Raw genomic sequence first — 21,076 nt, 5'->3', positions numbered from 1 at the left:
CGCGCCATGGCTCCTCTAGTTCCACGATGCGCAGGCACAATTGTGCAAAGACACTATGCGGAGGGTTTGTAAAATTTCGCAATAATAGCCTTGTTTTTCGGGGTAATTCTGTAAATAAATGCACAGCATCCCCGGTGAGTTGTAAAGTTTCTTATGTTGCAGTGCAGCAAATCCGTAAAATTGGCATAAAAAGAGAGGCCTGTGTCATGGCTCGAGATACCCTGACTGGCAGTCGGATCCGCGAACGGAGGCTGTTTCTTGACCTGCGTCAGGCGGCGCTGGCACGACAGGTGGATATTTCAGCCTCTTATCTCAACCTGATCGAACACAACCGGCGCCGAATTGGTGGCAAGCTGCTGGTTGATATCGCCAAGGCCTTGGCTGTGGAGCCGTCGATGCTGACCGAGGGGGCGGAGGTGGCCTTGATCTCGGCGCTGCGCGAGGCGGCTGCGGATTCGGGAAAGCCGGTTGCTGAACTGGACCATGCGGATGAATTTGCCGGTCGGTTTCCGGGCTGGGCCGAGGTGCTGGCTGGCGAACACCGCCGGGTCGCATCGCTGGAGCGGACGGTGCAGGTGTTATCGGACCGGTTGACCCATGACCCGCATCTGGCGGCCTCTCTGCACGAGGTCCTATCAACCGCCGCGTCCATTCGCTCGACCGCATCCATTCTGGCGGAAACCGGTGAGTTGGAGCAGGAATGGCGGGACCGGTTCCACCGAAACCTGAACGAAGATTCCCGACGGCTGGCTGAAAGCAGTAAATCGCTGGTGAGTTTTCTGGACCAGAGCAACAGCGGGTCAGTGCGTCGGGGGGTGCCGCAGGAAGAGGTGGAGGCCTTTTTTACGGCGCATGATTATCACTTCAGCTCTCTCGAGCAGGGCCAGGCCAGCCCCGAGGATCTGGTCGCCGCCTCGGCTGAATTGCAGAGTGACGCAGCCCGCAGCACCGCCCTGAGCGCCCTGAAGCAATACCGCGCCGACGCCGAGAAGATGCCATTGGCCGCGATTGCCCTGTCCCTGAGCCGTGGATTTGATCCGGCCAGACTGGCGACAGAGTTTCACAGCGATCTGCCGCAGGTGTTGCGCCGCTTGGCCGCCTTGCCGGAGGCGGTTCTTGGGCAGCCCTGCGGGCTGGTGATCTGCGATGCCTCGGGGGCGGTCTTGCTGCGCAAACCGATTGCCGGGTTTTCATTGCCCCGATTTGGCGCGGCCTGCCCGTTGTGGCCGCTGTATGCGGCGCTTGCCCGGCCCTTGGTTCCGCTGCGGCGGCAGGTGATACAGCATGGGCGACATGCGGCGGGTTTTGACTGTTTGGCCATCGCCTGGCCGCAGACCCCGCCTGATTTTGACCGGGACCCAGTGTATCGCGCGGTGATGCTGATCCTGCCGCTGGCAGCGGTGCCGGTCACACCCTTGGCGGTGGGATCCAATTGCCGGGTCTGCGCGGGCCGGGACTGTGTGGCGCGCCGCGAGCCCTCTATTTTGGATGAAGAGTTTTGACAGTTCTGTTGCTGCAGGTCTAACCTGCGGAGAATTTGAAGATATGGCGCTGGTGTCCTGCGGGACCGGGAGGCAGCGTTTGGAGGGGATTTGAACATGGGCAGACATGTGGTTTTGGTTGAGGATGAGCCAAATATCATTGAGGCGATCCGGTTTTTGCTGACCCGGGAAGGCTGGACCGTTGAGGCCCATTCTGATGGCAGCGATGCGGTTGAGGTGATCAAGGCCGCGAATCCCGATCTGGTGATTCTGGACCTGATGCTGCCGGGGAAAAGCGGCATGGAGATCATCAAGGACCTTCGCAACGAGGAAGATCTGCGTAATCTTCCGGTGCTAATGCTGACGGCGCGCGGGCAGGCGCGGGACCGGGAAATGGCCGAAAAGGCCGGGGTTAGCCGGTTTATGACCAAACCCTTTTCCAACACCGAGGTTCTGGCCGCAGTGCGTGATCTGCATGCGCAGGCCAATCAGGGATGAGCCAGACCGACCGTGATGAGGCAAGCGGTCGGCAGCAGACAGCACTGTTTGTTGAGCGCAGGACCTATCGCCATAGACGGCTGATGGATCTTGCCCGCCTGTTGCCCCTGACCGGGGCGTTGCTGTTTTGTGTGCCCTTGATGTGGCCCAACCCCGATCCTTATCCGGCACCGGATACATCGGGTGGCATGGCGATGTCCGAGGCAATTACCTATATGTTTGTGGTCTGGACTTTGTTGATCCTGGCCAGCCTGGCCTTTGGAGGCGCGGTGCGCCGCTGGGCCGAAAACTGGAGCGACGGCACCGATCAACCGGGCGAGGAGGCTCCTTAATGGCCTCTCTGAATGTGCTTGTCGTCATCTGCATGGCCTATGTCGCACTGCTTTTTCTGGTGGCTTTTGTGGCGGACCGCAGTGCCAGCCGAGGCCACCGGGCAGGCTGGTTGCAATCGCCGCTGATCTATACGCTGTCCCTTTCAATCTATTGTACTGCTTGGACTTTTTACGGCGCGGTTGGTTATGCGGCGCGCTCCGGACTGGAGTTTATTACCATCTATCTGGGGCCGACATTGGTGATGATCGGATGGTGGTGGGGCTTGCGCAAACTGGTGCGGATTGGCCGCAGCCAGCGGGTTACCTCGATCGCGGATCTCATCTCGGCCCGATATGGCAAGTCCAACACGCTGGCGATCTGTGTGACCATTCTGGCGGTGATCGGGGTGACCCCCTATATTGCGCTGCAGCTGCAATCGATCACCCTGTCGTTCTCGACCTTTGCCGAGGCCGACCCGGCGCGCCAGTTGAACGAGACCTCGACGGTGTTTTGGGTGGCCGCCGGGCTGGCGGTGTTTGCCATCCTGTTCGGCACCCGCAATCTGAACGCCAATGAGCGCCACCACGGGGTGGTGACGGCGGTGGCGGTTGAGGCGGTGGTCAAGCTGCTGGCCCTGCTGGCGGTGGGTATTTTTGTGGTTTGGGGGCTGTCGGACGGGGTCAGTGAAACCATGGCCCGCATTGATGCCTCGCCGATTGGTCAATGGCGGGTGCAGGGGGATCGCTGGGCCACGATAACATTTCTGGCGGCGGCCGCCTTTGTCTGCCTGCCGCGCATGTTTCAGGTGATGGTGGTCGAAAACGAGGACGAAAGGCACCTGCGCACCGCGGCCTGGGCCTTTCCGCTGTATCTGCTGCTGATGAGCCTGTTTGTGGTGCCGATTGCGGCCATCGGGCTGGAACTGCTGCCGGTGGGATCAAATCCCGACCTGTTTGTGCTCACCCTGCCGCTGAGCCAGGGCCGCGACGGGCTGGCGGTGCTGGCCTTCCTGGGCGGTTTTTCCTCCGCCACCTCGATGGTGATTGTCGCCGCCATGGCGCTGTCGACGATGGTGTCGAACCATATCGTGATGCCTATCTGGCTGCGGATGCAGGGGGATGGGGCCTCGGTCTCGGGCGATGTCCGCAATGTGGTGCTGCTGTCGCGTCGGCTGTCGATCGCCGCCATCATGGCGCTGGGGTATTTCTATTTTCGGGTCTCTGGCCAGGGCGCGGCGCTGGCCTCAATTGGGTTGATTTCCTTTGCCGGCATTGCCCAAATCCTGCCCGCCCTAGTTGGCGGTCTGTTCTGGCGCGGCGCCACCCGTTCGGGGGCGCTGTCCGGGTTGACGGTGGGGTTTGTGCTGTGGTTGTTCACCATGCTTTTGCCCGCCCTCGGGGGGGGCTTGCTGCCGGACTCGGTTCTGAGTGACGGGTTGTTTGGTCTGTCCTGGCTGCGGCCGCAGGCGCTGTTTGGCATTGAGGGGCTGGACCCGATTGTCCATGCGGTGATGTGGTCAATGACGCTGAACACGGCAGCGTTTTGCTTTGTCTCACTGGCGACATTTCCCAGCCCGATGGAACGGCTGCAAGGCGCCCAGTTTGTCAATGTGTTCGAGCACTCGGTTGGCCCGCGTGGCTGGACCGGTCAGGTGGCCCAGAGCGAAGATCTGATGGTGATGTCGCAGCGGATTCTTGGGGCTGACGAGGCGCAGGCGTTCTTCCAAAAAGAAGCGCTGCGCCAGGGGGCACATAATGATTTCCCCGAGCCAACCCCGGCGTTTTTGGAACGGTTGGAGCGCGAGCTTAGCGGCTCGGTTGGAACCGCGGCGGCACATGCTATGGTTGGGCAAATCGCGGGCGGGTCGTCGGTGTCGGTCGAGGATCTATTGGCTGTGGCAGATGAAACGGCGCAAATGCTGGAGTATTCGAGTCAGCTGGAATCACAATCGGCGGAACTGGCGCGCACCGCCCGTAAGTTACGGGAAACCAATGAAAAACTTACTCAAATATCACAACAAAAAGATGCATTTTTGAGCCAGGTGAGCCATGAGTTGCGCACCCCTATGACCTCCATCCGGGCCTTTTCGGAAATTCTGCGCGACACGGGCGGGCGCAGCGAGACAGACAATATCCGCTACGCCAGTATCATTCACGATGAGGCCCTGCGGTTGACTAGATTGTTGAATGACCTGCTGGACCTCAGCGTGCTGGAAAGCGGTCAGGTGAGCCTGAACATGACGGTTGGCAATTTGGCAGAGGTTCTGGATCACGCGGTGTCGACCGCATTGGCCGGATCGGCGCAACCGCTGACGGTTGTTCGTCACGGGCCAAGCGAAACTGTGCGCATATCGTCAGATCTGGACCGGTTGGCACAGGTCTTTATCAATCTGATCGCCAATGCGCAAAAATACTGTGATGCAGAGGCCCCGGAGATTCGCATCGAGGTGTCCACCAAGCGGGGACGGTTGCGGATTGATTTTGTCGACAACGGCAGCGGGATTCCCACGGCCTCTCAACAATTGATTTTCGAGAAGTTCTCTAGGGTTAACCCGGAAAAAGCGGGCGGCGCGGGGCTTGGCTTGGCCATTTGCCGCGAGATCATGCAGCGCCTGGGGGGCGACGTGCGATACCTGCCCGGGCACCCAGGCGGCGCCTTTCGGGTTTCTTTGCCTTTGAGTTCGGAAATGGCTGCGTAAATGGGCGTTTATAAAGACTATGGTAACCAACTTCGGGCTAAAAGATATCTAAAGGGGAGCAGAAGGTGCAGGTTGGGAGCCTATGTCAGAGACAGTAACAGAAAATAAGGTGAATGGCGGTGCAGGCGCTCTTGCGCGTAAGCTTTCTGCCGCGCGCGAAGGCGCCGGTGGTATCGCCAATTCGGCCACTCTCAAGGTTCTGCGCCGTTCGCTGGCGCGGGCTGCTGCTGACCTGTGCGAGCTGCCACTTGCGGTGATCGCTGCCCGGCAGTTGAACTGTAGCCCCGAAGATCTGGGCCGCTACCTGTCGGACGACAAATTGCTGGTGGTGCTGGACGGCCCCAACGGCCGTATCGGTGCTGCAACCTTGGATGCGCCGACGGTTACCGCGCTGATCCAGCAGCAAACAATGGGGCAGGTGATGGGCAAGGCCCCCACCGAACGCCACTATACCTCGACCGATGCGGCGATGACGGCTGATTTTATCGACCGGGCCTTTGCCAAGGCGGTGTCGATGCTGGAGGGTCAGGCCGACCTGAAGCTGTTTGAAGGGTTCCAGTTCGGCGCCCGGATCGAGGATGTGCGCAGTCTGTTGCTGGGGCTGGAAGCCGATGATTATCGGGTCATTGAATTGACCCTGGACCTGTCCTGTGGCGCCATGCAGGGGACAATCACTCTGATCCTTCCCGAGCCCACAGCCGCTGAACTGGGTCAGGATGGCAGTGGCGGTCTGGAGTCCGGGCCCTCTCTGGGGAACAGCATGGGCGCGATGAGGGTCGAATTGACCGCCGTTCTGTGCCGGATGAAGGTGCCGGTCAGTACCTTTTCATCACTTCGGATAGGCGATGTTCTGCCGCTGGATCAGGCTTTTCTGTACGAAACCGACCTGGTCTCGATCAATGGGCAAAGCATCTCTGGTGGTCGTTTGGGGCAGATCAACGGTGCCCGCGCTGTTCGTCTTAGTGACGCAGGCTCTCATGCCACTGGCGGTGCCGCCGATAGCATGGCCTTTACCGCAGAAACTGGGGCGGAAACGGCGATTGAATACAGCCCTGAGCCACCGGGTATGGGCTTGGGGATCGCGGCACAAACGTTGCAGGACCCAATGGACGGGCTGCCGATGGCGGATATGGGCGAGTTGCCGATGGCTGGCCTGGGAGATCTGCCGATGGCAGGCCTGGGAGGTCTGCCGATGGCAGGCCTGGACGCGGGTCTTGGCGACCTGACCGATGATATGCCCGCCTTATTGGGCGCCGGCCCAATGGCGGACCTGGGCGATTTCGACCAAAATGATGCCCTAGCTGAAATTTCGGAACTGGCAGGACTGCCGAATATGGCCTGAGTTTTGCCTTTGACATGGAAGGCAGGGCAAAAACGCCCGCTTTGAGGGCGGGCGCGTTGTAATAGCTGCTGCGCGCAGTCAGCGTTTGCCGGTAAGCTGTTCCAGCGCCGGGCGGAGATTGTCCAGCTGATAGCCCGCAGCTGCCGTCTTGCTCAGGATAGAGTCAGCAGACATTTCATCCACCTGCCCCAGGGCCCAGATGACAGAACAACGGGTGCCTGATGCGCAATAGGCCAGCACCGGTCCGTCGCAGACCTCTGCCAGCGCACGTTGCCTGGCCACATTCTCGGCCGTCATGGTCTGATGTGTCAGCGGCAGTTCCTCGAACCGCAGTCCCGCAGCCTCGGCGGCGACACGAATGGCATTGGCCTGATGGCTTGGCGGCACTTCGGCGTCGGGGCGATTGCAGATCACCGCCTTGAAGCCAGCCTCGGCCAGAGCTTGCAGGTCCTCAGCCGCAATTTGCGGTGAGACGAAGTAGCGGGGGGTGATACAGCGTGGATCCATAACCGTCTCCTTACGCCTTTGTCATCAGTCGGTCCAGTTGTATGCCAAATTTAGGCGCCGCCGCCATGCCCGCGAGCATTGCCGCCAGGAACCAGACACCGCCCCAGCCGTTGTATGAGATCGAGGCGATCACCGGTCCCGGGCATAGCCCAACCAGCCCCCAGCCGATGCCAAACATTGCCGATCCGACAATAAGCCGCCGGTCCAGTTCTTGGTTTGATGGGGTCGGAAATTTGCCGCCTGCCAGCGGTTTGCGCCCCTCGGTCAGGCGCCAGGCAAAGAACATGGGAAGGATGGCACCCCCCATCACAAAGGCCAGGGTTGGATCCCAGTCACCAAATACATCCAGCCAGCCCTGCACCTTGGTGGTGTCGGTCATACCGGAGAGAAAAAGCCCGGTGCCAAAGAGGCCTCCAGCCAGAAAGGACAAAAATAGACGCATCAGATAAGCCCCAGTCCGTGACGGAAAATGGCCAGTGTCAGGCCGCCTGCAAGGATGTAGAAAACAGTGGCTATGAGGCCGCGCAGGGACAGCCTTGAGATGCCGCAGACCCCGTGACCTGAGGTGCAGCCATTGGCAATGCGGGTTCCTATACCGACCAACAGACCGGCCGATACGATGAGGATGACATTGTCGGTCATATGGGTGCTGGCCTGCGTCGAAGAGAAGCGTTGCAGCAGCAGAGGCAGCAGCACGACGCCCGCAAGGAACATTAGTCTTTCCAGAGCTATCTTGCGGTCACTGCCGTCGGCCAGCCCGTCGACCAAGCCGCCGACAATGCCGCTGGCGCCCATAATGCGGCCATTTCCCAGCAGATAGACGGCGCCGCCCAAGCCAATAATGCCGCCGCCGATGAGGCCCCAGAGCCAATCCGTTTCCATATTGAAATCCTTTGTTCAAAGCCCGCTGCAGGCGCTGCGGGTCACATCTGTTTGGTAAATGGCCGGGATCCGATTGCGGATCAGAGCTTGTTCAGCGGTATCTTCAGGAAAACGTCGCCCTGGTCGTCCGGCTCGGGCATTTGGCCGGCCCGCATGTTGACCTGCAGCGAGGGCAGGATAAGGCGGGGCACGCCCAAGGTCGCATCGCGGGCATCGCGCAAGCCAGTGAAATCTTCGATACTGCGGCCCTGACCAATGTGCACATTCAGCGCTTTTTGGTCACCGACAGTGGTTTCCCAGGCGTATTGATCGCGGCCCGGGGCCTTGTAGTCGTGGCCGACAAAAATCCGGGTTTCATCTGGCAGCGACAGAATTTTCTGAATTGACTCATATAGCATGTGGGAGGAGCCGCCGGGGAAGTCGCAGCGCGCGGTGCCAAAATCAGGCATGAACAGCGTGTCGCCGACAAAGGCCGCACCGCCCATCACATAGGTCATACAGGCCGGAGTGTGGCCCGGAGTATGCATCACATCAATGCGCATCTGGCCGATGTGAAAGGCATCGCCGTGGTTGAAGAGGGCGTCGAACTGGCTGCCGTCACGCTGAAACTCGGTGCCTTCGTTGAAGACCTTGCCAAAGGTATCCTGCACCACGGTGATATTGGCGCCGATGCCGATTTTTCCGCCCAACTCACCCTGCAGGTAGGGGGCTGCCGACAGGTGATCGGCATGGACGTGGCTTTCGAGTATCCAGTCTACGCTCAGCCCCTGATCCGTGATCCAGGTGATGATGCCGTCAGCCGATGTGGTGCTCGTCCTGCCCGAGGCCTGATCAAAGTCCAGCACCGAATCGATGATGGCGCAGGCTTTGCCCTGGGGTTCAGTTACAACGTAGGACACCGTATTGGTGGTCTCGTCAAAAAAGGCCTTTATGTTTGGCTGCATGGTTGGATCTCCAGTCATGTCTTTAATCATATGACGAAATATGAATGTGTATCAAGGGAAATGACCGCGGAGTGTCAGCCTTTGCGGTGTCATGAGGCGGTGGCCTTGCCACTCATGGTGCTCTCCCATGGTGATTGACGCAGCGGAGAGGCGCCGCCAGCGGCTCGGCGCAATGCCAGCGCAAATAAGCAACGCCATTGCGGAGCAAGGGCAGGTTTTCCATTTTCTGAAGCCCTGGGTCTGTCAGTCTGGAGCTGTCAGATAGGGGACTTCAAAATGAAAACCACTGAACTGTTACAGACAGCAAAGCGGCTGGAAGGAAAACTTGCAGGCGCCAACTATGCCGCCCGGCGGTCGCTGCAGCCTGAATTTAATCTCGTATTGAGCCGATTGCGGGCTCGCGGAGTCCCTGTGCCATCGCATCTGTTAAAGTTGGACCGGGCGCTTGGTGAGGAGGCGATCGAAGCCTATTTTGACAATTTTCCGGTCTGACAGGTTTATCCCAGAATAACCCCAACCACCACCAGCATCAGCCCCAGCATAGAGAGCAGCAAGGCGCCAAGATTATAGGGCAATACCGACTGCACCACAGCCCGCAAGGCTTCGTCATCCAATTGCTGTTTGCGGGCGCGCAGGACCCGGAAAATACACCAGATCAGCCCCCCCAGACCAGCGATGGACGTGATGGCTCCGATCCAGACAAGGATTTCAAACATGGCTGGGCTCCTGTGTGATTGCGGTGTCGCGCCTAATGGATCTGTGAGCTGCGCGCAAGGGCCAGCTCGGCAATCGCGGCTTGCGGTGGCGGGTGAGGGATTGTATCCCGAGCCCTAAATCCAACGCGACGGAGCCAAAAATGGACGTGACCGAACAAGAAAAAAGTGACAGCTACCGGGTGACCGCAGGGGAGCTGCGTCAGTTTATCGAACGGCTGGAACGCCTGGATACGGAAAAGAAAGATCTGGCTGACCAGATGAAGGAAGTCATGGCTGAGGCCAAGGGTCGTGGCTACGACACCAAGGTGATCCGCAAATTGGTCGCCCTGCGCAAGCGTGACAAGGACGACATCGCCGAGGAAGAAGCGGTGTTGGAAATGTACAAGGAAGCTTTGGGCATGTGACGCCTGGCCGGTGACTTGGGGCGCTGCCCCAAACCCCGGAGTATTTTTGAAAAGATGAAGCAGGGGCGGACCGTTGGGGGCGCCCCTGCTGCGTTGTGGCGGCCATTCGGGGAGGCCGGTTTAGATTTGAGAGACCTCGGGTTTGAGGGGCGGGTGCGGTGTTTCAGGCTTGTTGCCGATGCCCATTTTGGCGGGAAATCAACCAGATTTTGAGTGGGCTTGCCACATTCCGTCCATTGATCGGGGTGCAGAGCCTGATTGATATCGACGTAATTACAAAGTCTTAAGCCGGGAACTCGCCACGTTTTGCAAAGAAAACCATCTTTTCAAAATTTTACCAGTTGATAAAAAAATGAAATGTGGCACTCTGGATGTAACAAAAACACATCCAGGGAGACACCCAATGGCGAGTAGCCATCAGGCATCCGGCATTCAGGCAGGGCGATTGCCCAGCCAGGAGATCGCCGACAATTTTGGCGATCTGCATCCTGCATATGATGCGCATGAAGCGGCGGTGGCAGCGGATCGCTGTTATTTCTGTTATGATGCGCCCTGCATGACCGCATGCCCAACCAGCATCGATATCCCTCAGTTCATCCGGGAGATTCAGACCGGCAATCCGGAAGCCGCGGCGCGCAGTATTCTGAAGCAGAATATTCTGGGCGGTATGTGTGCCCGGGTCTGTCCGACTGAGACCCTGTGTGAAGAGGTCTGCGTTCGGGAAACCGCCGAGGGCAAGCCGGTGGAGATTGGCCGCCTGCAGCGTTATGCGACCGATGTGATGATGGCCAAGGGCAGCCACCCGTTCAGCCGTGCCGCGAGCACCGGCAAGCGGATTGCGGTTGTTGGCGCTGGCCCTGCCGGGCTGGCGGCGGCGCACCGGTTGGCCATGCTGGGTCACGAGGTGGTGATCCACGAGATGAAGGGTAAATCGGGTGGATTGAACGAATTTGGCATTGCCGCCTACAAGAGCCCCAATGATTTTGCCGCGCGTGAGGTCAATTGGCTGATGCAGATTGGTGGCATCAGCGTTGTCTATGGTCAGGGTCTGGGCGGTGGATTGTCGCTGGAGGCGCTGAGGGCTGACTTTGACGCGGTGTTCCTGTCGATTGGTCTGGCTGGGGTCAATGCCCTGCGGGCACCCGGCGAGAACAAGGATGGGACGCGCGACGCGGTTGAGTTTATCGCGGAGCTGCGCCAGGCGGATGATCTGTCGAAGCTGGCAGTGGGCCGCAATGTGGTGGTGATTGGCGGCGGTATGACCGCGGTGGATGCTGCGGTGCAGTCCAAGCTGCTGGGGGCTGAGAATGTCACCATTGCCTATCGGCGCGGCCAGGAGGCCATGGGGGCCAGCCGCTTTGAGCAGGATCTGGCGACCTCCAAAGGCGTCAAGCTGATGTTCAACGTGATGCCGGTTGCTGTGCATGGTAACGGCGCTGCCAGCGAGATCGAGCTGGAATACACCACCGTTGAAGAGGGCAAAGTGTCGGGTACCGGCGAGAGGTTCCGTCTGGCGGCAGAGCAGGTGTTCAAGGCCATTGGCCAAACCCTGGAAGGTCAACCCGAGGGGTTGGTGCTGGAAGGACGCAAGATCAAAGTTGATGACGCGGGCCGCACCTCGGTCAAAGGCGTCTGGGCTGGGGGCGACTGTGCCTCGGGCGGCGAAGATCTGACGGTGACAGCCGTGGCCGAAGGCCGTGATGGCGCGATTGACATTCATTCCAGCCTGATGGGCTGAGCCAATCTTGGGATCGCTACGGCGGTTCCAGGCTTGCACTTCAAGGAGCAGACAAATGGCTGATCTGACAACAGAATTTTTGGGGATTAAATCTCCTAACCCGTTTTGGCTGGCCTCGGCGCCGCCAACGGACAAGGAATATAACGTCCGCCGCGCCTTTGAGGCCGGATGGGGCGGCGTGGTGTGGAAAACTCTGGGCGAGGAAGGCCCGCCTGTGGTCAACGTCAATGGGCCGCGCTATGGCGCGATCTTTGGTGCCGACCGTCGCTTGCTGGGGTTGAACAATATTGAGCTGATCACCGATCGCCCCCTGGAGGTTAACCTAGAGGAGATCACCCGGGTCAAAAAGGATTACCCGGGTCACGCGATCATCGTGTCGCTGATGGTGCCCTGTGTGGAACAGGCTTGGAAGGACATCCTGCCCCGGGTTGAGGCGACTGGAGCGGATGGTATCGAGCTGAACTTTGGCTGCCCCCATGGCATGGCCGAACGGGGTATGGGCTCGGCTGTTGGGCAGGTGCCCGAGTATATTCAGATGGTTACCGAATGGTGCAAAAAATACTATTCCAAGCCGGTCATTGTCAAACTGACGCCGAATATTTCGGATATCCGTCTGCCAGCGCGGGCTGCCAAAAAGGGTGGCGCTGATGCGGTCAGCCTGATCAATACGATCAATTCGATCATCTCGGTGGATCTGGATATCATGGCGCCCAACCCCACCATTGGCGACAAGGGCACCCATGGTGGCTATTGTGGGCCGGCAGTCAAGCCGATTGCGCTGAACATGGTGGCGGAAATCGCCCGCGATCCTGAGACCCATGGATTGCCGATCTCGGCCATTGGCGGGATAACCACCTGGCGCGATGCGGCGGAGTTCATTTCGCTAGGCGCCGGCAATGTTCAGGTCTGCACCGCGGCGATGACCTATGGGTTCAAAGTGGTTGAAGAAATGATTTCCGGTCTGTCTCAATGGATGGACGAGAAGGGGCATGCCTCGATTGCGGATTTCATGGGGCAGGCGGTTCCGAATGTTACGGACTGGCAGTATCTGAACCTGAATTATGTCGCCAAGGCGGTGATCAATCAGGATGATTGCATCAAGTGTGGGCGCTGTTTCGCGGCCTGTGAAGATACCTCGCATCAGGCGATTGAAATGTCCGAGGACCGGGTGTTCACGGTGAAGAATGACGAATGTGTCGCCTGCAACCTTTGCGTCAATGTCTGCCCGGTTGAAAATTGCATCACTCTGGAGCAGGTAGCTCCGGGGCAATTGGATGAGCGGACTGGCGATCTGGTGTCAGAGGATTATGCCAACTGGACTACACATCCCAACAATCCGTCCGCTACGGCGGCTGAATAAAGGGGCGCCTGACGGCAGCTAACGAAAGAGGCACCTGACGGCGCCGGCCTCCGGCGGAGGTATTTTCGACAAGAAGAAAGAGGGCGGCTCGAAAGGGCCGCCTTTGTCGTGTTCGGGTCAGTCGCGGGGCGTCAACAGGCGACGATACAGGGTTTCCAAGTATTCGGGGGCCGCGTCATAAGGGGCTTCACTGCCCATCAGGGTGCGGACCTGCACGTCGAAATCGGCATAGTGCTGAGTGAGCGACCAGATTGAAAACAACAGGTGTTTGGGGTGGGTCCGGTTGATCTTGCCCGCCGCCATCCAAGTGTCCAGCAGAGCGGATTTTTCCTCGACCAGTGGTTTTAGATCGCTGGCAATCGTGTCCAGCAGACGCGGGGCGCCCTGGACGATTTCATTGGCGTAAAGACGGCTTTCACGGGGGAAATCACGGCTCATCTGCAGTTTGCGTTGGACGTAGGAGAGGATTTCCTGCAGCGGGTCGCCGTTGGGATCGAGAGACCGCAGAGGGTCCAGCCAGGTGTCCAGTAATCCGGCCATCAATTCATTGAAGATGGCCTCTTTCGAGGGGAAATAATACAGCAGATTGGGTTTGCTCAACCCCGCTTCGGTGGCGATTTGGTCGACCGTTGCGCCGCGAAATCCATGGGTGGAGAAGATCTCGAGGGCGGCGTCCAGAATGGCGGCGCGATTCTTTTTCTGAATACGGGTCGGATTGGGGGCTTTGCTCATTACTGTGTCTATGGTCCTGACTTGGGTCGTATTCCGTTGGTGCCTGAATGTTCAGTAAAATTCCATGTTTTTCAGGGTTTTTGAGCTTGTTGCTCCGCAATTTCTTGACTGGTGCCTGACCCGTGATAGCGTGAGTTTTACCAGTTGGTCAAATCAATGTCCTGCGGCAGGGTGCGACCAGCAAAACAATATCGCCTTAAGGCGGACAGACGGGGAAGGATCACACCATGGTTGCGCTTGGACAGAATCTGACAATCAATGGCGAAAGACTGTGGGACAGTCTGATGGATATGGCCAAGATTGGCCCCGGTGTGGCCGGTGGCAATAATCGCCAGACCCTGACAGATGAGGATGGCGAAGGCCGCGCCCTGTTCCAGAGTTGGTGCGAGGCGGCTGGCTGTAGCATGGGGTTGGATCAGATGGGCAATATGTTTGCCCGCCGCGAGGGCACCGATCCGGAGGCCTTGCCGGTCTATGTTGGCTCGCACCTGGATACCCAGCCGACCGGTGGCAAATATGATGGCGTGTTGGGGGTGCTTGGCGGGTTGGAAATCCTGCGCTCGCTCAACGATATGAATATCAAGACAAAACACCCCATCGTGGTGACCAATTTCACCAATGAAGAGGGCACGCGATATGCGCCGGCGATGCTGTCGTCGGGGGTGTTTGCCGGCATTCATACGCAGGATTGGGCCTATGGGCGTGAGGATGCCGAGGGCAAGACCTTTGGCGATGAGCTCTCCCGGATTGGCTGGCGTGGCGATGAAGAGGTCGGCGCCCGCAAGATGCATGCGTTCTTTGAATTGCATATTGAACAGGGGCCGATCCTGGAAGCTGATGCGAAGGACATTGGTATTGTGACCCATGGTCAGGGGCTGAGCTGGACCCAGGTGACCATCACCGGCAAGGATGCTCATACCGGATCGACTCCGATGCCGATGCGGCGCAACGCCGGGCTGGCAATGGCGCGGGTTCTGGAGGCGGTGGACGAGATTGCCTGGAGCCATGCACCCCATGCGGTGGGGGCGGCGGGGCATATCGATGTCTTTCCTAACTCGCGCAATGTGATCCCCGGAAAGGTGGTGCTCACCGTTGATTTCCGCTCGCCCGATCTGGAGGTGATCGAGGATATGGAGCTGCGTCTGCGCGAGGATGCTCAGGACATCGCTGAAGCCATGGGGGTGCAGATCGAGTTTGAAAAGGTCGGTGGATTTGATCCGGTGACCTTTGACGAGGGCTGTGTCGCGGCGGTGCGCAATGCGGCAGAACGGTTGGGGTATTCCCATATGGATCTGATCTCGGGTGCCGGGCATGACGCCTGCTGGATCAACCGTGTGGCTCCAACCGCGATGGTGATGTGCCCCTGTGTGGATGGGTTGAGCCACAATGAGGCCGAGGAGATCAGCCCGGAGTGGGCGGCTGCCGGGACAAATGTTCTGTTCCACGCAGTTGTTGAAACCGCCGTAATCGTGGAGTGATTTGGGGCGCTGCCCCCGCGGCCCCTTGGGGCCGCTCCCCCGGGATATTTATGGCCAGATGAAGGACGGATCGCCGATGGCGTCTGCAGGGAGTAATAATCATGAGTAAAGTCATCAAGAACGGGACCATTGTCACCGCTGACTTGACCTACAAGGCGGACGTCTTGATTGAGAATGGGGTTATCGCGCAGATCGGGCCCAATTTGAAGGGGGACGAGGAGCTGGACGCCACCGGCTGTTACGTGATGCCGGGTGGCATTGATCCGCATACCCATCTTGAGATGCCGTTCATGGGCACTTATAGCACCGATGATTTTGAATCGGGCACACGGGCTGGATTGGCCGGCGGGACAACGATGGTCGTGGATTTTGCGCTGCCAAGCCCGGGCGAAAGCCTGTTGGATGCGCTGAAGCGTTGGGACAATAAATCGACCCGCGCCAATTGTGATTATTCGTTCCATATGGCGGTGACCTGGTGGGGCGAGCAGGTGTTTGACGACATCAAGACCGTCATTCAGGAACGCGGTATCAACACGTTCAAGCATTTCATGGCCTATAAGGGCGCGTTGATGGTCAATGATGACGAGCTCTATTCGTCATTCCAGCGCCTGGCTGAGCTGGGCGGTATTGCCATGGTGCATGCCGAGAACGGCGATGTGGTGGCGGAACTGTCGGCCAAGCTGCTGGCGGCTGGCAACACTGGCCCCGAGGCGCATGCCTATTCACGGCCGCCGCAGGTCGAGGGTGAGGCCACCAACCGGGCGATCATGATTGCCGATATGGCGGGGGTGCCGCTCTATGTGGTGCATACCTCCTGCGAGGACAGTCACGAGGCCATTCGCCGCGCCCGGATGCAGGGCAAACGGGTCTGGGGTGAGCCGCTGATCCAGCATCTGACGCTGGACGAATCTGAGTACTTCAATCCCGATTGGGACCATGCGGCGCGGCGGGTTATGTCGCCTCCGTTCCGCAATAAAAAGCATCAGGACAGCCTCTGGGCTGGGCTGCAATCGGGATCACTGTCGGTTGTCGCTACCGATCACTGTGCCTTTACCACCGAGCAGAAACGCAACGGTATTGGCGATTTCACCCAAATCCCCAATGGCACTGGCGGCTTGGAAGACCGGATGCCGATGTTGTGGACGCATGGGGTGGCCACCGGCCGGTTGACGCCAAATGAATTTGTCGCGGTGACCTCGACCAATATTGCCAAGATCCTGAATTGCTATCCCAAGAAGGGCGCGGTTCTGGTTGGGGCGGATGCCGACCTGGTGGTCTGGGATCCTGAAAAAATCAAGACTATTCAGGCCTCTACCCAGCAAAGCTCAATTGATTACAACGTGTTTGAGGGACATGAGGTCAAGGGCCTGCCGCGCTTTACCCTGACCCGTGGGCATGTGGCGGTTCATGATGGCGAGATCCGCTGTCAGGAGGGGCACGGCGAGTTTGTGGCACGTGAGGCCAATACCCCGGTGAACACCGCGCTGAGCACCTGGAAAGAGCTGACTTCACCCAGACCGGTTGAGCGGTCGGGCATTCCGGTAACTGGCGTTTAACTCAGGCAGGGGTGCTGCAAGCGGCGCCCCAAAAACCTGTCTTATCAAGGCATTATGATGACTACTGAAACAACTACCCAGGCTGTCATAGAGGCCCGGAACTTGGATCTGGTATTCCAGACCAATGACGGTCCTGTACAGGCGCTCAGGGATGTGAACCTGACCATCAACAAGGGTGACTTTGTCAGCTTTATCGGCCCGTCGGGCTGTGGCAAGACGACGTTCCTGCGGGTGATGGCGGCGCTGGAGCAACCCACCGGCGGCGAGATCACCGTCAATGGTATGACCCCGGACGAGGCCCGCCGACAGCGCGCCTATGGCTATGTATTCCAGGCCTCGGGGCTGTACCCCTGGCGCAATATTGCGCGCAATATCAAGCTGCCGCTTGAGATCATGGGATATACCAAGGCCGAGCGGGAAAAGCGCCTTAACGAAGTGTTGGAACTTGTTGAATTGTCAGGGTTTGAGGGCAAATACCCCTGGCAGTTATCGGGCGGAATGCAGCAGCGGGCCTCAATTGCGCGGGCCTTGGCGTTTGATGCGGATATCCTGTTGATGGATGAGCCGTTTGGGGCGCTGGACGAGATCGTGCGCGACCATTTGAACGAGCAGCTGCTGAAGCTTTGGGCGCGCACCAACAAGACGATTGGTTTTGTCACCCACTCGATCCCGGAGGCGGTCTATCTGTCGACCAAGATCGTGGTGATGAGCCCGCGACCGGGACGGATCACCGATGTGATTGAGAGCCCACTGCCGAAAGAGCGGCCGCTGGATATTCGTGATAGTCCTGAATTTATCGAGATCGCGCACCGGGTGCGGGAAGGTCTGCGGGCGGGGCATGGCGATGACTAAGCTGCGCCGGGCAGAACTTCGGGACGTGCCCGGAATGGCTGATATCGTGAACGGCTGGATAGACGGCACCAAATGGATGCTGCGCGTTGTACCGGTAGAAGAGATTGCTGAAATGCTGACCGAGGGGCTTGATCACCGGGAGATCTGGGTGGCTGGCGATCCGGTGCAGGGGTATCTTTCGCTAGACAGCGAAGCCGCCCATATCTGGGGATTTTATTGTGCCCAACCTGGGAACGGAATTGGCAAACTGTTGTTGGACCGCGCCAAACAGGGGCGCAGTTTCCTGTCTTTGAATACCCATGTTCCAAATAAGGGCGCCCAACTGTTTTACCTGCGGGAGGGTTTTGCGCCTGTTGGGGAAATGGAAGAGGGGGTGCCTAGTACCTTAGGCGTGCATGAGAAGCGCAAAGCGACTGGAATTCGAGAACTTAGAATGGAGTGGCACGCATGAAGACGTTGATTGCTGTCCTAACCGTACTCGCGGTGATCATCGCCTTTTGGTATGCAGCCTGTCTGCCGATGAATATCAAGGGTGTTTTGACACAGGCGGAACGGGCCGGGGCCGAGGTTGTGCCCGTGGGCGCGAAAGAGCGACGGGATCTGGGTGAGATTGGCCTGGTGCTGGGCAATCAGTTCGCCATTGCAGCCACCTGGTCGCAGGACCGGCCACGGTTGCCGGCACCGCATCAGGTGGCGGTGGAGTTGTGGAAAACCACCGGCGCGATGGTGCTGAAGGGTAAACCAATGTCCAAGCGCAGCCTTATTTTTCACGGCTGGGTGACGCTGAGTGCGACGCTGTTGGGCTTTGCCATGGGCACCGGGCTGGGCATCCTGCTGGCGGTGGGCATTGTGCATTCCAAGGTGATGGATATGTCGGTGATGCCCTGGGCGATTGTCAGTCAGACCATTCCGATCATTGCCCTGGCGCCGATGATCATTGTGGTGCTGTATTCTGTTGGCGTGCAGGGGATCCTGCCCAAGGCCATTATCTCGGCCTATCTGAGCTTTTTCCCGGTTGTGGTGGGCATGGTCAAAGGTCTGCGCAGTCCCGACGCGATGCAACTGGATCTGTTGCGGACCTATAATGCCAGCGCCAATCAGGGGTTCTGGGCGCTGCGGCTGCCAGCCTCGATGCCCTATCTGTTCACCTCGTTGAAAATTGGTATTGCGGCATCATTGGTTGGCGCCATCGTTGGCGAGTTGCCAACCGGGGCAGTGGCTGGACTGGGGGCGCGCTTGCTGGGCGGCAGTTATTATGGCCAGACGGTGCAGATCTGGTCGGCGCTGTTTGCGGCGGCGATCCTTGCGGCCTGTCTGGTGGCCCTGTTGGGGGTGATCGAGCGGGTTGTTCTGAAACGAATGGGGATGAGTGCATGATGGGTTGTAGAACTGGGGGCTCTGCCCCCGCCGCTGCGCGGCTCCCCGGGGATATTTTTGGCCAGATGAACGAGGGGAGCGCATCATGATGTTGGTTATTCTTGCCGCGCTGGTCTGGTGTGGCGGTTGGTGGGTGAATGCCCGGTTGGCCAATGGGCCGCAGTCTGACAGCCGGGGGGTGCAGTTGCTGGTGCCGGTGATTTTTGGTGTCACCCTGTTGCTGGTTTGGCAATTGTTGGTGAAGGGGTTGCAGATCCCTATGGTGATCTTGCCCTCGCCTGTCGATATTGCGGTGGCTTTTGGCGCCAATCTGTCGAAGCTTTGGCAGGATTTCCTGCAGACCTTTGTCAAGGGGGCTTTGAGTGGCTATGTGATGGGCTGTTCGGCAGCGTTCCTGATGGCGATTGTGATGGATCGCAGTGATTTCCTGCGGCGGGGATTGCTGCCGGTGGGCAATTTTGTTGCCGCCCTGCCGATTGTCGGCACCGCGCCGATCCTGGTGATGTGGTTTGGCTTTGACTGGCACTCCAAGGCTGCGGTGGTGGTGGTAATGGTGTTCTTCCCGGTGCTGGTGAACACGGTTGCGGGCTTGCGCGAGACCAGCGCCATGCAGCGAGATCTGATGCAGACCTATGCTGCCAGCTATTGGCAGAGCTTTTTCAAGCTGCGCCTGCCGGCGGCCTTGCCCTTTGTATTCAACGGCTTGAAGATCTCCACCACCCTGGCGCTGGTGGGGGCTATTGTGGCCGAGTTCTTTGGCTCGCCCACCGTAGGTATGGGGTTTCGGATTTCCACCAGCGTCGGAAAATTGTCGCTCGATATGGTATGGGCCGAGATTGTTGTCGCGGCGCTGGCCGGGTCGATGTTTTATGGCGCAGTGGCGATGGTGGAGAAAATACTGACCTTCTGGCATCCATCGCAACGGGGGTGAGGTTTGAAATGCCGCGGCCTTGTGAGTTTGCACAGGGCTGCGCCAGCGGTTGGGCGCACCGGGGTCATATTTTCTGTGACCGAGAGGGCTCAAAACCTGTGCAGAGCCATTAACGCTTTGCCGCAGGGATAATAAAAACTTTGAACGGATGGTCAAATTCGCGCAAGCTTTGGCCATAACCACAGGGAGAAACGACCAATGAAACACATTTTGACAGCCGCCGCTCTGGCGCTGGGTGCTGCGGGCACCGCTCAGGCCGCCGACGAGGTTCGTCTGCAGTTGCAATGGGTGACACAGGCACAATTCGCTGGCTATTATGTCGCGCTGGACAAGGGATTTTATGGCGAAGAAGACCTGGATGTCTCCATCCTGCCGGGGGGGCCGGATATTGCGCCGCCACAGGTTCTGGCCGGCGGTGGCGCTGATGTGATGCTGAACTGGATGCCGTCGGCGCTGGCGGCCCGTGAAAAAGGTCTGCCCTTGGTCAATATCGCGCAGCCGTTCAAAAGCTCGGGGCTGATGCTGACCTGCTGGAAAGACACCGGCATCACCAGCCCGGCTGATTTCAAAGGCAAGACCATTGGTGTCTGGTTCTTTGGCAATGAATACCCGTTCCTGAGCTGGATGAGCAAAGAAGGCATCAGCACCGACGGCGGCCCTGATGGCGTCACTGTGTTGAAACAGGGTTTCAACGTCGACCCCCTGCTGCAGCGTCAGGCGGATTGTATTTCGACGATGACTTACAACGAATATGGTCAGGTGCTGGATTCCGGTGTGTCCGAGGACGAACTGGTGACCTTCAAGTATGAAGACATGGGTGTTGCGACGCTGGAAGACGGTATCTATGCGCTGGAAGACAAACTTGAAGATCCGAAATTCCAGGACAAAATGGTCCGCTTTGTTCGGGCCTCCATGAAGGGCTGGAAATACGCCGAGGCCAATCCAGGCGAGGCTGCTGATATCGTTCTGGAAAATGATGCCTCCGGGGCTCAGACCGAAGCGCACCAGCAGCGGATGATGGTTGAGATTGCCAAGCTGACCGCTGGCAGCAATGGCACACTAGACCCGGCCGATTTCGACCGCACAGTGGCGACATTGCTGGGTGGAGGTTCGGATCCGGTGATCACAAAGACCCCCGAAGGGGCCTGGACACACATCATCACCGATGCGGCGCTGAAGTAAGTTTTGGCTAATCTTATAGCTGAATAGAAAATACATGATTCGCTCGTAGTTGAAATTACTGCGGGCGAATTTTTTGAAAAACAAGG

The 21,076-nt window shown here is 58.6% G+C and carries 22 protein-coding genes; 16 read left to right on the top strand and 6 right to left on the bottom strand.

All coding sequences use genetic code 11. The annotated features are described in order from the left end of the window. Window positions 1–206 precede the first annotated feature (206 nt). The 5 genes from QPJ95_RS22860 to QPJ95_RS22840 all read left to right on the top strand — a co-directional run bounded on the left by QPJ95_RS22860 (window position 207) and on the right by QPJ95_RS22840 (window position 6,331). Window positions 207–1,502: a helix-turn-helix domain-containing protein gene (locus tag QPJ95_RS22860; RefSeq protein WP_270919620.1), complete on the top strand. Its 1,296-nt coding sequence runs from the start codon at window positions 207–209 to the stop codon at window positions 1,500–1,502. A gap of 96 nt (window positions 1,503–1,598) precedes the next feature. Continuing rightward, on the top strand, window positions 1,599–1,979 hold the full coding sequence (locus QPJ95_RS22855; RefSeq protein ID WP_270919619.1) for a response regulator transcription factor: 381 nt from the start codon (window positions 1,599–1,601) through the stop codon (window positions 1,977–1,979). Further along, window positions 1,976–2,311: a hypothetical protein gene (locus QPJ95_RS22850; protein WP_270919618.1), complete on the top strand. Its 336-nt coding sequence runs from the start codon at window positions 1,976–1,978 to the stop codon at window positions 2,309–2,311. Before QPJ95_RS22855 ends, QPJ95_RS22850 begins: the two co-directional genes overlap by 4 nt. Further along, window positions 2,311–4,989: a sensor histidine kinase gene (locus QPJ95_RS22845; RefSeq protein ID WP_270919617.1), complete on the top strand. Its 2,679-nt coding sequence runs from the start codon at window positions 2,311–2,313 to the stop codon at window positions 4,987–4,989. Before QPJ95_RS22850 ends, QPJ95_RS22845 begins: the two co-directional genes overlap by 1 nt. A gap of 82 nt (window positions 4,990–5,071) precedes the next feature. Beyond that, on the top strand, window positions 5,072–6,331 hold the full coding sequence (locus QPJ95_RS22840) for a FliM/FliN family flagellar motor switch protein (protein ID WP_270919616.1): 1,260 nt from the start codon (window positions 5,072–5,074) through the stop codon (window positions 6,329–6,331). A gap of 78 nt (window positions 6,332–6,409) precedes the next feature. Here QPJ95_RS22840 and QPJ95_RS22835 read toward each other — a convergent pair whose 3' ends face one another. From QPJ95_RS22835 to QPJ95_RS22820, 4 genes are all read right to left on the bottom strand, one after another. Then, entirely contained in the window at window positions 6,410–6,838 is a 429-nt protein-coding gene (locus QPJ95_RS22835) for a TIGR01244 family sulfur transferase (protein ID WP_270919615.1), read from the bottom strand. Window positions 6,839–6,848: 10 nt separating this feature from the next. Further along, a complete protein-coding gene (locus QPJ95_RS22830) occupies window positions 6,849–7,280 on the bottom strand; it encodes a DUF6691 family protein (RefSeq protein WP_270919614.1) in 432 nt (143 codons plus the stop codon). After that, window positions 7,280–7,720: a YeeE/YedE family protein gene (locus QPJ95_RS22825; RefSeq protein WP_270919613.1), complete on the bottom strand. Its 441-nt coding sequence runs from the start codon at window positions 7,718–7,720 to the stop codon at window positions 7,280–7,282. Before QPJ95_RS22825 ends, QPJ95_RS22830 begins: the two co-directional genes overlap by 1 nt. 80 nt (window positions 7,721–7,800) lie before the next feature. Beyond that, entirely contained in the window at window positions 7,801–8,664 is an 864-nt protein-coding gene (locus QPJ95_RS22820; RefSeq protein ID WP_270919687.1) for an MBL fold metallo-hydrolase, read from the bottom strand. A 276-nt stretch (window positions 8,665–8,940) separates the two neighbouring features. Between QPJ95_RS22820 and QPJ95_RS22815 the strand changes: the two genes are divergently transcribed. Then, window positions 8,941–9,156 carry a hypothetical protein gene (locus QPJ95_RS22815; RefSeq protein WP_270919612.1) on the top strand — a complete coding sequence of 72 codons (216 nt, stop codon included), beginning with the start codon at window positions 8,941–8,943 and terminating at the stop codon, window positions 9,154–9,156. 5 nt (window positions 9,157–9,161) lie between these two features. Here QPJ95_RS22815 and QPJ95_RS22810 read toward each other — a convergent pair whose 3' ends face one another. Beyond that, on the bottom strand, window positions 9,162–9,380 hold the full coding sequence (locus tag QPJ95_RS22810; protein ID WP_270919611.1) for a hypothetical protein: 219 nt from the start codon (window positions 9,378–9,380) through the stop codon (window positions 9,162–9,164). Window positions 9,381–9,520: 140 nt separating this feature from the next. On the opposite strand from QPJ95_RS22810, the gene QPJ95_RS22805 reads away from it, so the two are divergent. From QPJ95_RS22805 to preA, 3 genes are all read left to right on the top strand, one after another. Continuing rightward, window positions 9,521–9,784: a DUF2312 domain-containing protein gene (locus tag QPJ95_RS22805; RefSeq protein ID WP_270919610.1), complete on the top strand. Its 264-nt coding sequence runs from the start codon at window positions 9,521–9,523 to the stop codon at window positions 9,782–9,784. Between the two features lie 403 nt (window positions 9,785–10,187). Then, complete coding sequence (locus QPJ95_RS22800) at window positions 10,188–11,522, top strand: NAD(P)-dependent oxidoreductase (protein ID WP_270919609.1); 1,335 nt, start codon at window positions 10,188–10,190, stop codon at window positions 11,520–11,522. A gap of 55 nt (window positions 11,523–11,577) precedes the next feature. Then, on the top strand, window positions 11,578–12,882 hold the full coding sequence (gene preA, locus QPJ95_RS22795; RefSeq protein WP_270919608.1) for an NAD-dependent dihydropyrimidine dehydrogenase subunit PreA: 1,305 nt from the start codon (window positions 11,578–11,580) through the stop codon (window positions 12,880–12,882). A gap of 117 nt (window positions 12,883–12,999) precedes the next feature. Here preA and QPJ95_RS22790 read toward each other — a convergent pair whose 3' ends face one another. Then, window positions 13,000–13,614 carry a TetR family transcriptional regulator C-terminal domain-containing protein gene (locus tag QPJ95_RS22790; protein ID WP_270919607.1) on the bottom strand — a complete coding sequence of 205 codons (615 nt, stop codon included), beginning with the start codon at window positions 13,612–13,614 and terminating at the stop codon, window positions 13,000–13,002. Window positions 13,615–13,841: 227 nt separating this feature from the next. Here QPJ95_RS22790 and QPJ95_RS22785 point away from each other — a divergent pair, with 227 nt between their 5' ends. From QPJ95_RS22785 to QPJ95_RS22755, 7 genes are all read left to right on the top strand, one after another. Further along, complete coding sequence (locus QPJ95_RS22785) at window positions 13,842–15,092, top strand: Zn-dependent hydrolase (RefSeq protein ID WP_270919606.1); 1,251 nt, start codon at window positions 13,842–13,844, stop codon at window positions 15,090–15,092. A gap of 101 nt (window positions 15,093–15,193) precedes the next feature. Further along, entirely contained in the window at window positions 15,194–16,648 is a 1,455-nt protein-coding gene (gene hydA / locus QPJ95_RS22780) for a dihydropyrimidinase (RefSeq protein ID WP_270919605.1), read from the top strand. A gap of 57 nt (window positions 16,649–16,705) precedes the next feature. Beyond that, the gene (locus QPJ95_RS22775) at window positions 16,706–17,500 is read left to right on the top strand and encodes an ABC transporter ATP-binding protein (RefSeq protein WP_270919604.1); all 795 of its coding nucleotides are present in this window, start codon (window positions 16,706–16,708) and stop codon (window positions 17,498–17,500) included. Then, the gene (locus QPJ95_RS22770; RefSeq protein ID WP_270919603.1) at window positions 17,493–17,951 is read left to right on the top strand and encodes a GNAT family N-acetyltransferase; all 459 of its coding nucleotides are present in this window, start codon (window positions 17,493–17,495) and stop codon (window positions 17,949–17,951) included. Before QPJ95_RS22775 ends, QPJ95_RS22770 begins: the two co-directional genes overlap by 8 nt. Beyond that, entirely contained in the window at window positions 17,948–18,877 is a 930-nt protein-coding gene (locus tag QPJ95_RS22765) for an ABC transporter permease (protein ID WP_270919602.1), read from the top strand. Before QPJ95_RS22770 ends, QPJ95_RS22765 begins: the two co-directional genes overlap by 4 nt. Window positions 18,878–18,962: 85 nt before the next feature. After that, the gene (locus QPJ95_RS22760) at window positions 18,963–19,808 is read left to right on the top strand and encodes an ABC transporter permease (protein ID WP_270919601.1); all 846 of its coding nucleotides are present in this window, start codon (window positions 18,963–18,965) and stop codon (window positions 19,806–19,808) included. A 198-nt stretch (window positions 19,809–20,006) separates the two neighbouring features. After that, the gene (locus QPJ95_RS22755; RefSeq protein ID WP_270919600.1) at window positions 20,007–20,990 is read left to right on the top strand and encodes an ABC transporter substrate-binding protein; all 984 of its coding nucleotides are present in this window, start codon (window positions 20,007–20,009) and stop codon (window positions 20,988–20,990) included. Window positions 20,991–21,076: the final 86 nt, after the last annotated feature.

Source organism: Parasedimentitalea psychrophila, assembly GCF_030285785.1.
GTDB lineage: Bacteria > Pseudomonadota > Alphaproteobacteria > Rhodobacterales > Rhodobacteraceae > Parasedimentitalea > Parasedimentitalea psychrophila.
The sequence above is the reverse complement of the archived record's forward strand: the minus strand, read 5'-3'. Positions and strand labels throughout refer to the sequence as shown.

Bases quoted from the DNA above. Each gene is read 5' to 3' on its own strand.
- QPJ95_RS22815 (WP_270919612.1), top strand. From the start codon at position 8,941: ATGAAAACCACTGAACTGTTACAGACAGCAAAGCGGCTGGAAGGAAAA.
- QPJ95_RS22855 (WP_270919619.1), top strand. From the start codon at position 1,599: ATGGGCAGACATGTGGTTTTGGTTGAGGATGAGCCAAATATCATTGAG.
- QPJ95_RS22790 (WP_270919607.1), bottom strand. From the start codon at position 13,614: ATGAGCAAAGCCCCCAATCCGACCCGTATTCAGAAAAAGAATCGCGCC.
- QPJ95_RS22845 (WP_270919617.1), top strand. From the start codon at position 2,311: ATGGCCTCTCTGAATGTGCTTGTCGTCATCTGCATGGCCTATGTCGCA.
- QPJ95_RS22850 (WP_270919618.1), top strand. From the start codon at position 1,976: ATGAGCCAGACCGACCGTGATGAGGCAAGCGGTCGGCAGCAGACAGCA.
- QPJ95_RS22765 (WP_270919602.1), top strand. From the start codon at position 17,948: ATGAAGACGTTGATTGCTGTCCTAACCGTACTCGCGGTGATCATCGCC.
- QPJ95_RS22840 (WP_270919616.1), top strand. From the start codon at position 5,072: ATGTCAGAGACAGTAACAGAAAATAAGGTGAATGGCGGTGCAGGCGCT.
- QPJ95_RS22820 (WP_270919687.1), bottom strand. From the start codon at position 8,664: ATGCAGCCAAACATAAAGGCCTTTTTTGACGAGACCACCAATACGGTG.
- QPJ95_RS22810 (WP_270919611.1), bottom strand. From the start codon at position 9,380: ATGTTTGAAATCCTTGTCTGGATCGGAGCCATCACGTCCATCGCTGGT.
- preA (WP_270919608.1), top strand. From the start codon at position 11,578: ATGGCTGATCTGACAACAGAATTTTTGGGGATTAAATCTCCTAACCCG.
- QPJ95_RS22835 (WP_270919615.1), bottom strand. From the start codon at position 6,838: ATGGATCCACGCTGTATCACCCCCCGCTACTTCGTCTCACCGCAAATT.
- QPJ95_RS22760 (WP_270919601.1), top strand. From the start codon at position 18,963: ATGATGTTGGTTATTCTTGCCGCGCTGGTCTGGTGTGGCGGTTGGTGG.
- QPJ95_RS22830 (WP_270919614.1), bottom strand. From the start codon at position 7,280: ATGCGTCTATTTTTGTCCTTTCTGGCTGGAGGCCTCTTTGGCACCGGG.
- QPJ95_RS22800 (WP_270919609.1), top strand. From the start codon at position 10,188: ATGGCGAGTAGCCATCAGGCATCCGGCATTCAGGCAGGGCGATTGCCC.
- hydA (WP_270919605.1), top strand. From the start codon at position 15,194: ATGAGTAAAGTCATCAAGAACGGGACCATTGTCACCGCTGACTTGACC.
- QPJ95_RS22785 (WP_270919606.1), top strand. From the start codon at position 13,842: ATGGTTGCGCTTGGACAGAATCTGACAATCAATGGCGAAAGACTGTGG.
- QPJ95_RS22825 (WP_270919613.1), bottom strand. From the start codon at position 7,720: ATGGAAACGGATTGGCTCTGGGGCCTCATCGGCGGCGGCATTATTGGC.
- QPJ95_RS22805 (WP_270919610.1), top strand. From the start codon at position 9,521: ATGGACGTGACCGAACAAGAAAAAAGTGACAGCTACCGGGTGACCGCA.
- QPJ95_RS22775 (WP_270919604.1), top strand. From the start codon at position 16,706: ATGACTACTGAAACAACTACCCAGGCTGTCATAGAGGCCCGGAACTTG.
- QPJ95_RS22860 (WP_270919620.1), top strand. From the start codon at position 207: ATGGCTCGAGATACCCTGACTGGCAGTCGGATCCGCGAACGGAGGCTG.
- QPJ95_RS22755 (WP_270919600.1), top strand. From the start codon at position 20,007: ATGAAACACATTTTGACAGCCGCCGCTCTGGCGCTGGGTGCTGCGGGC.
- QPJ95_RS22770 (WP_270919603.1), top strand. From the start codon at position 17,493: ATGACTAAGCTGCGCCGGGCAGAACTTCGGGACGTGCCCGGAATGGCT.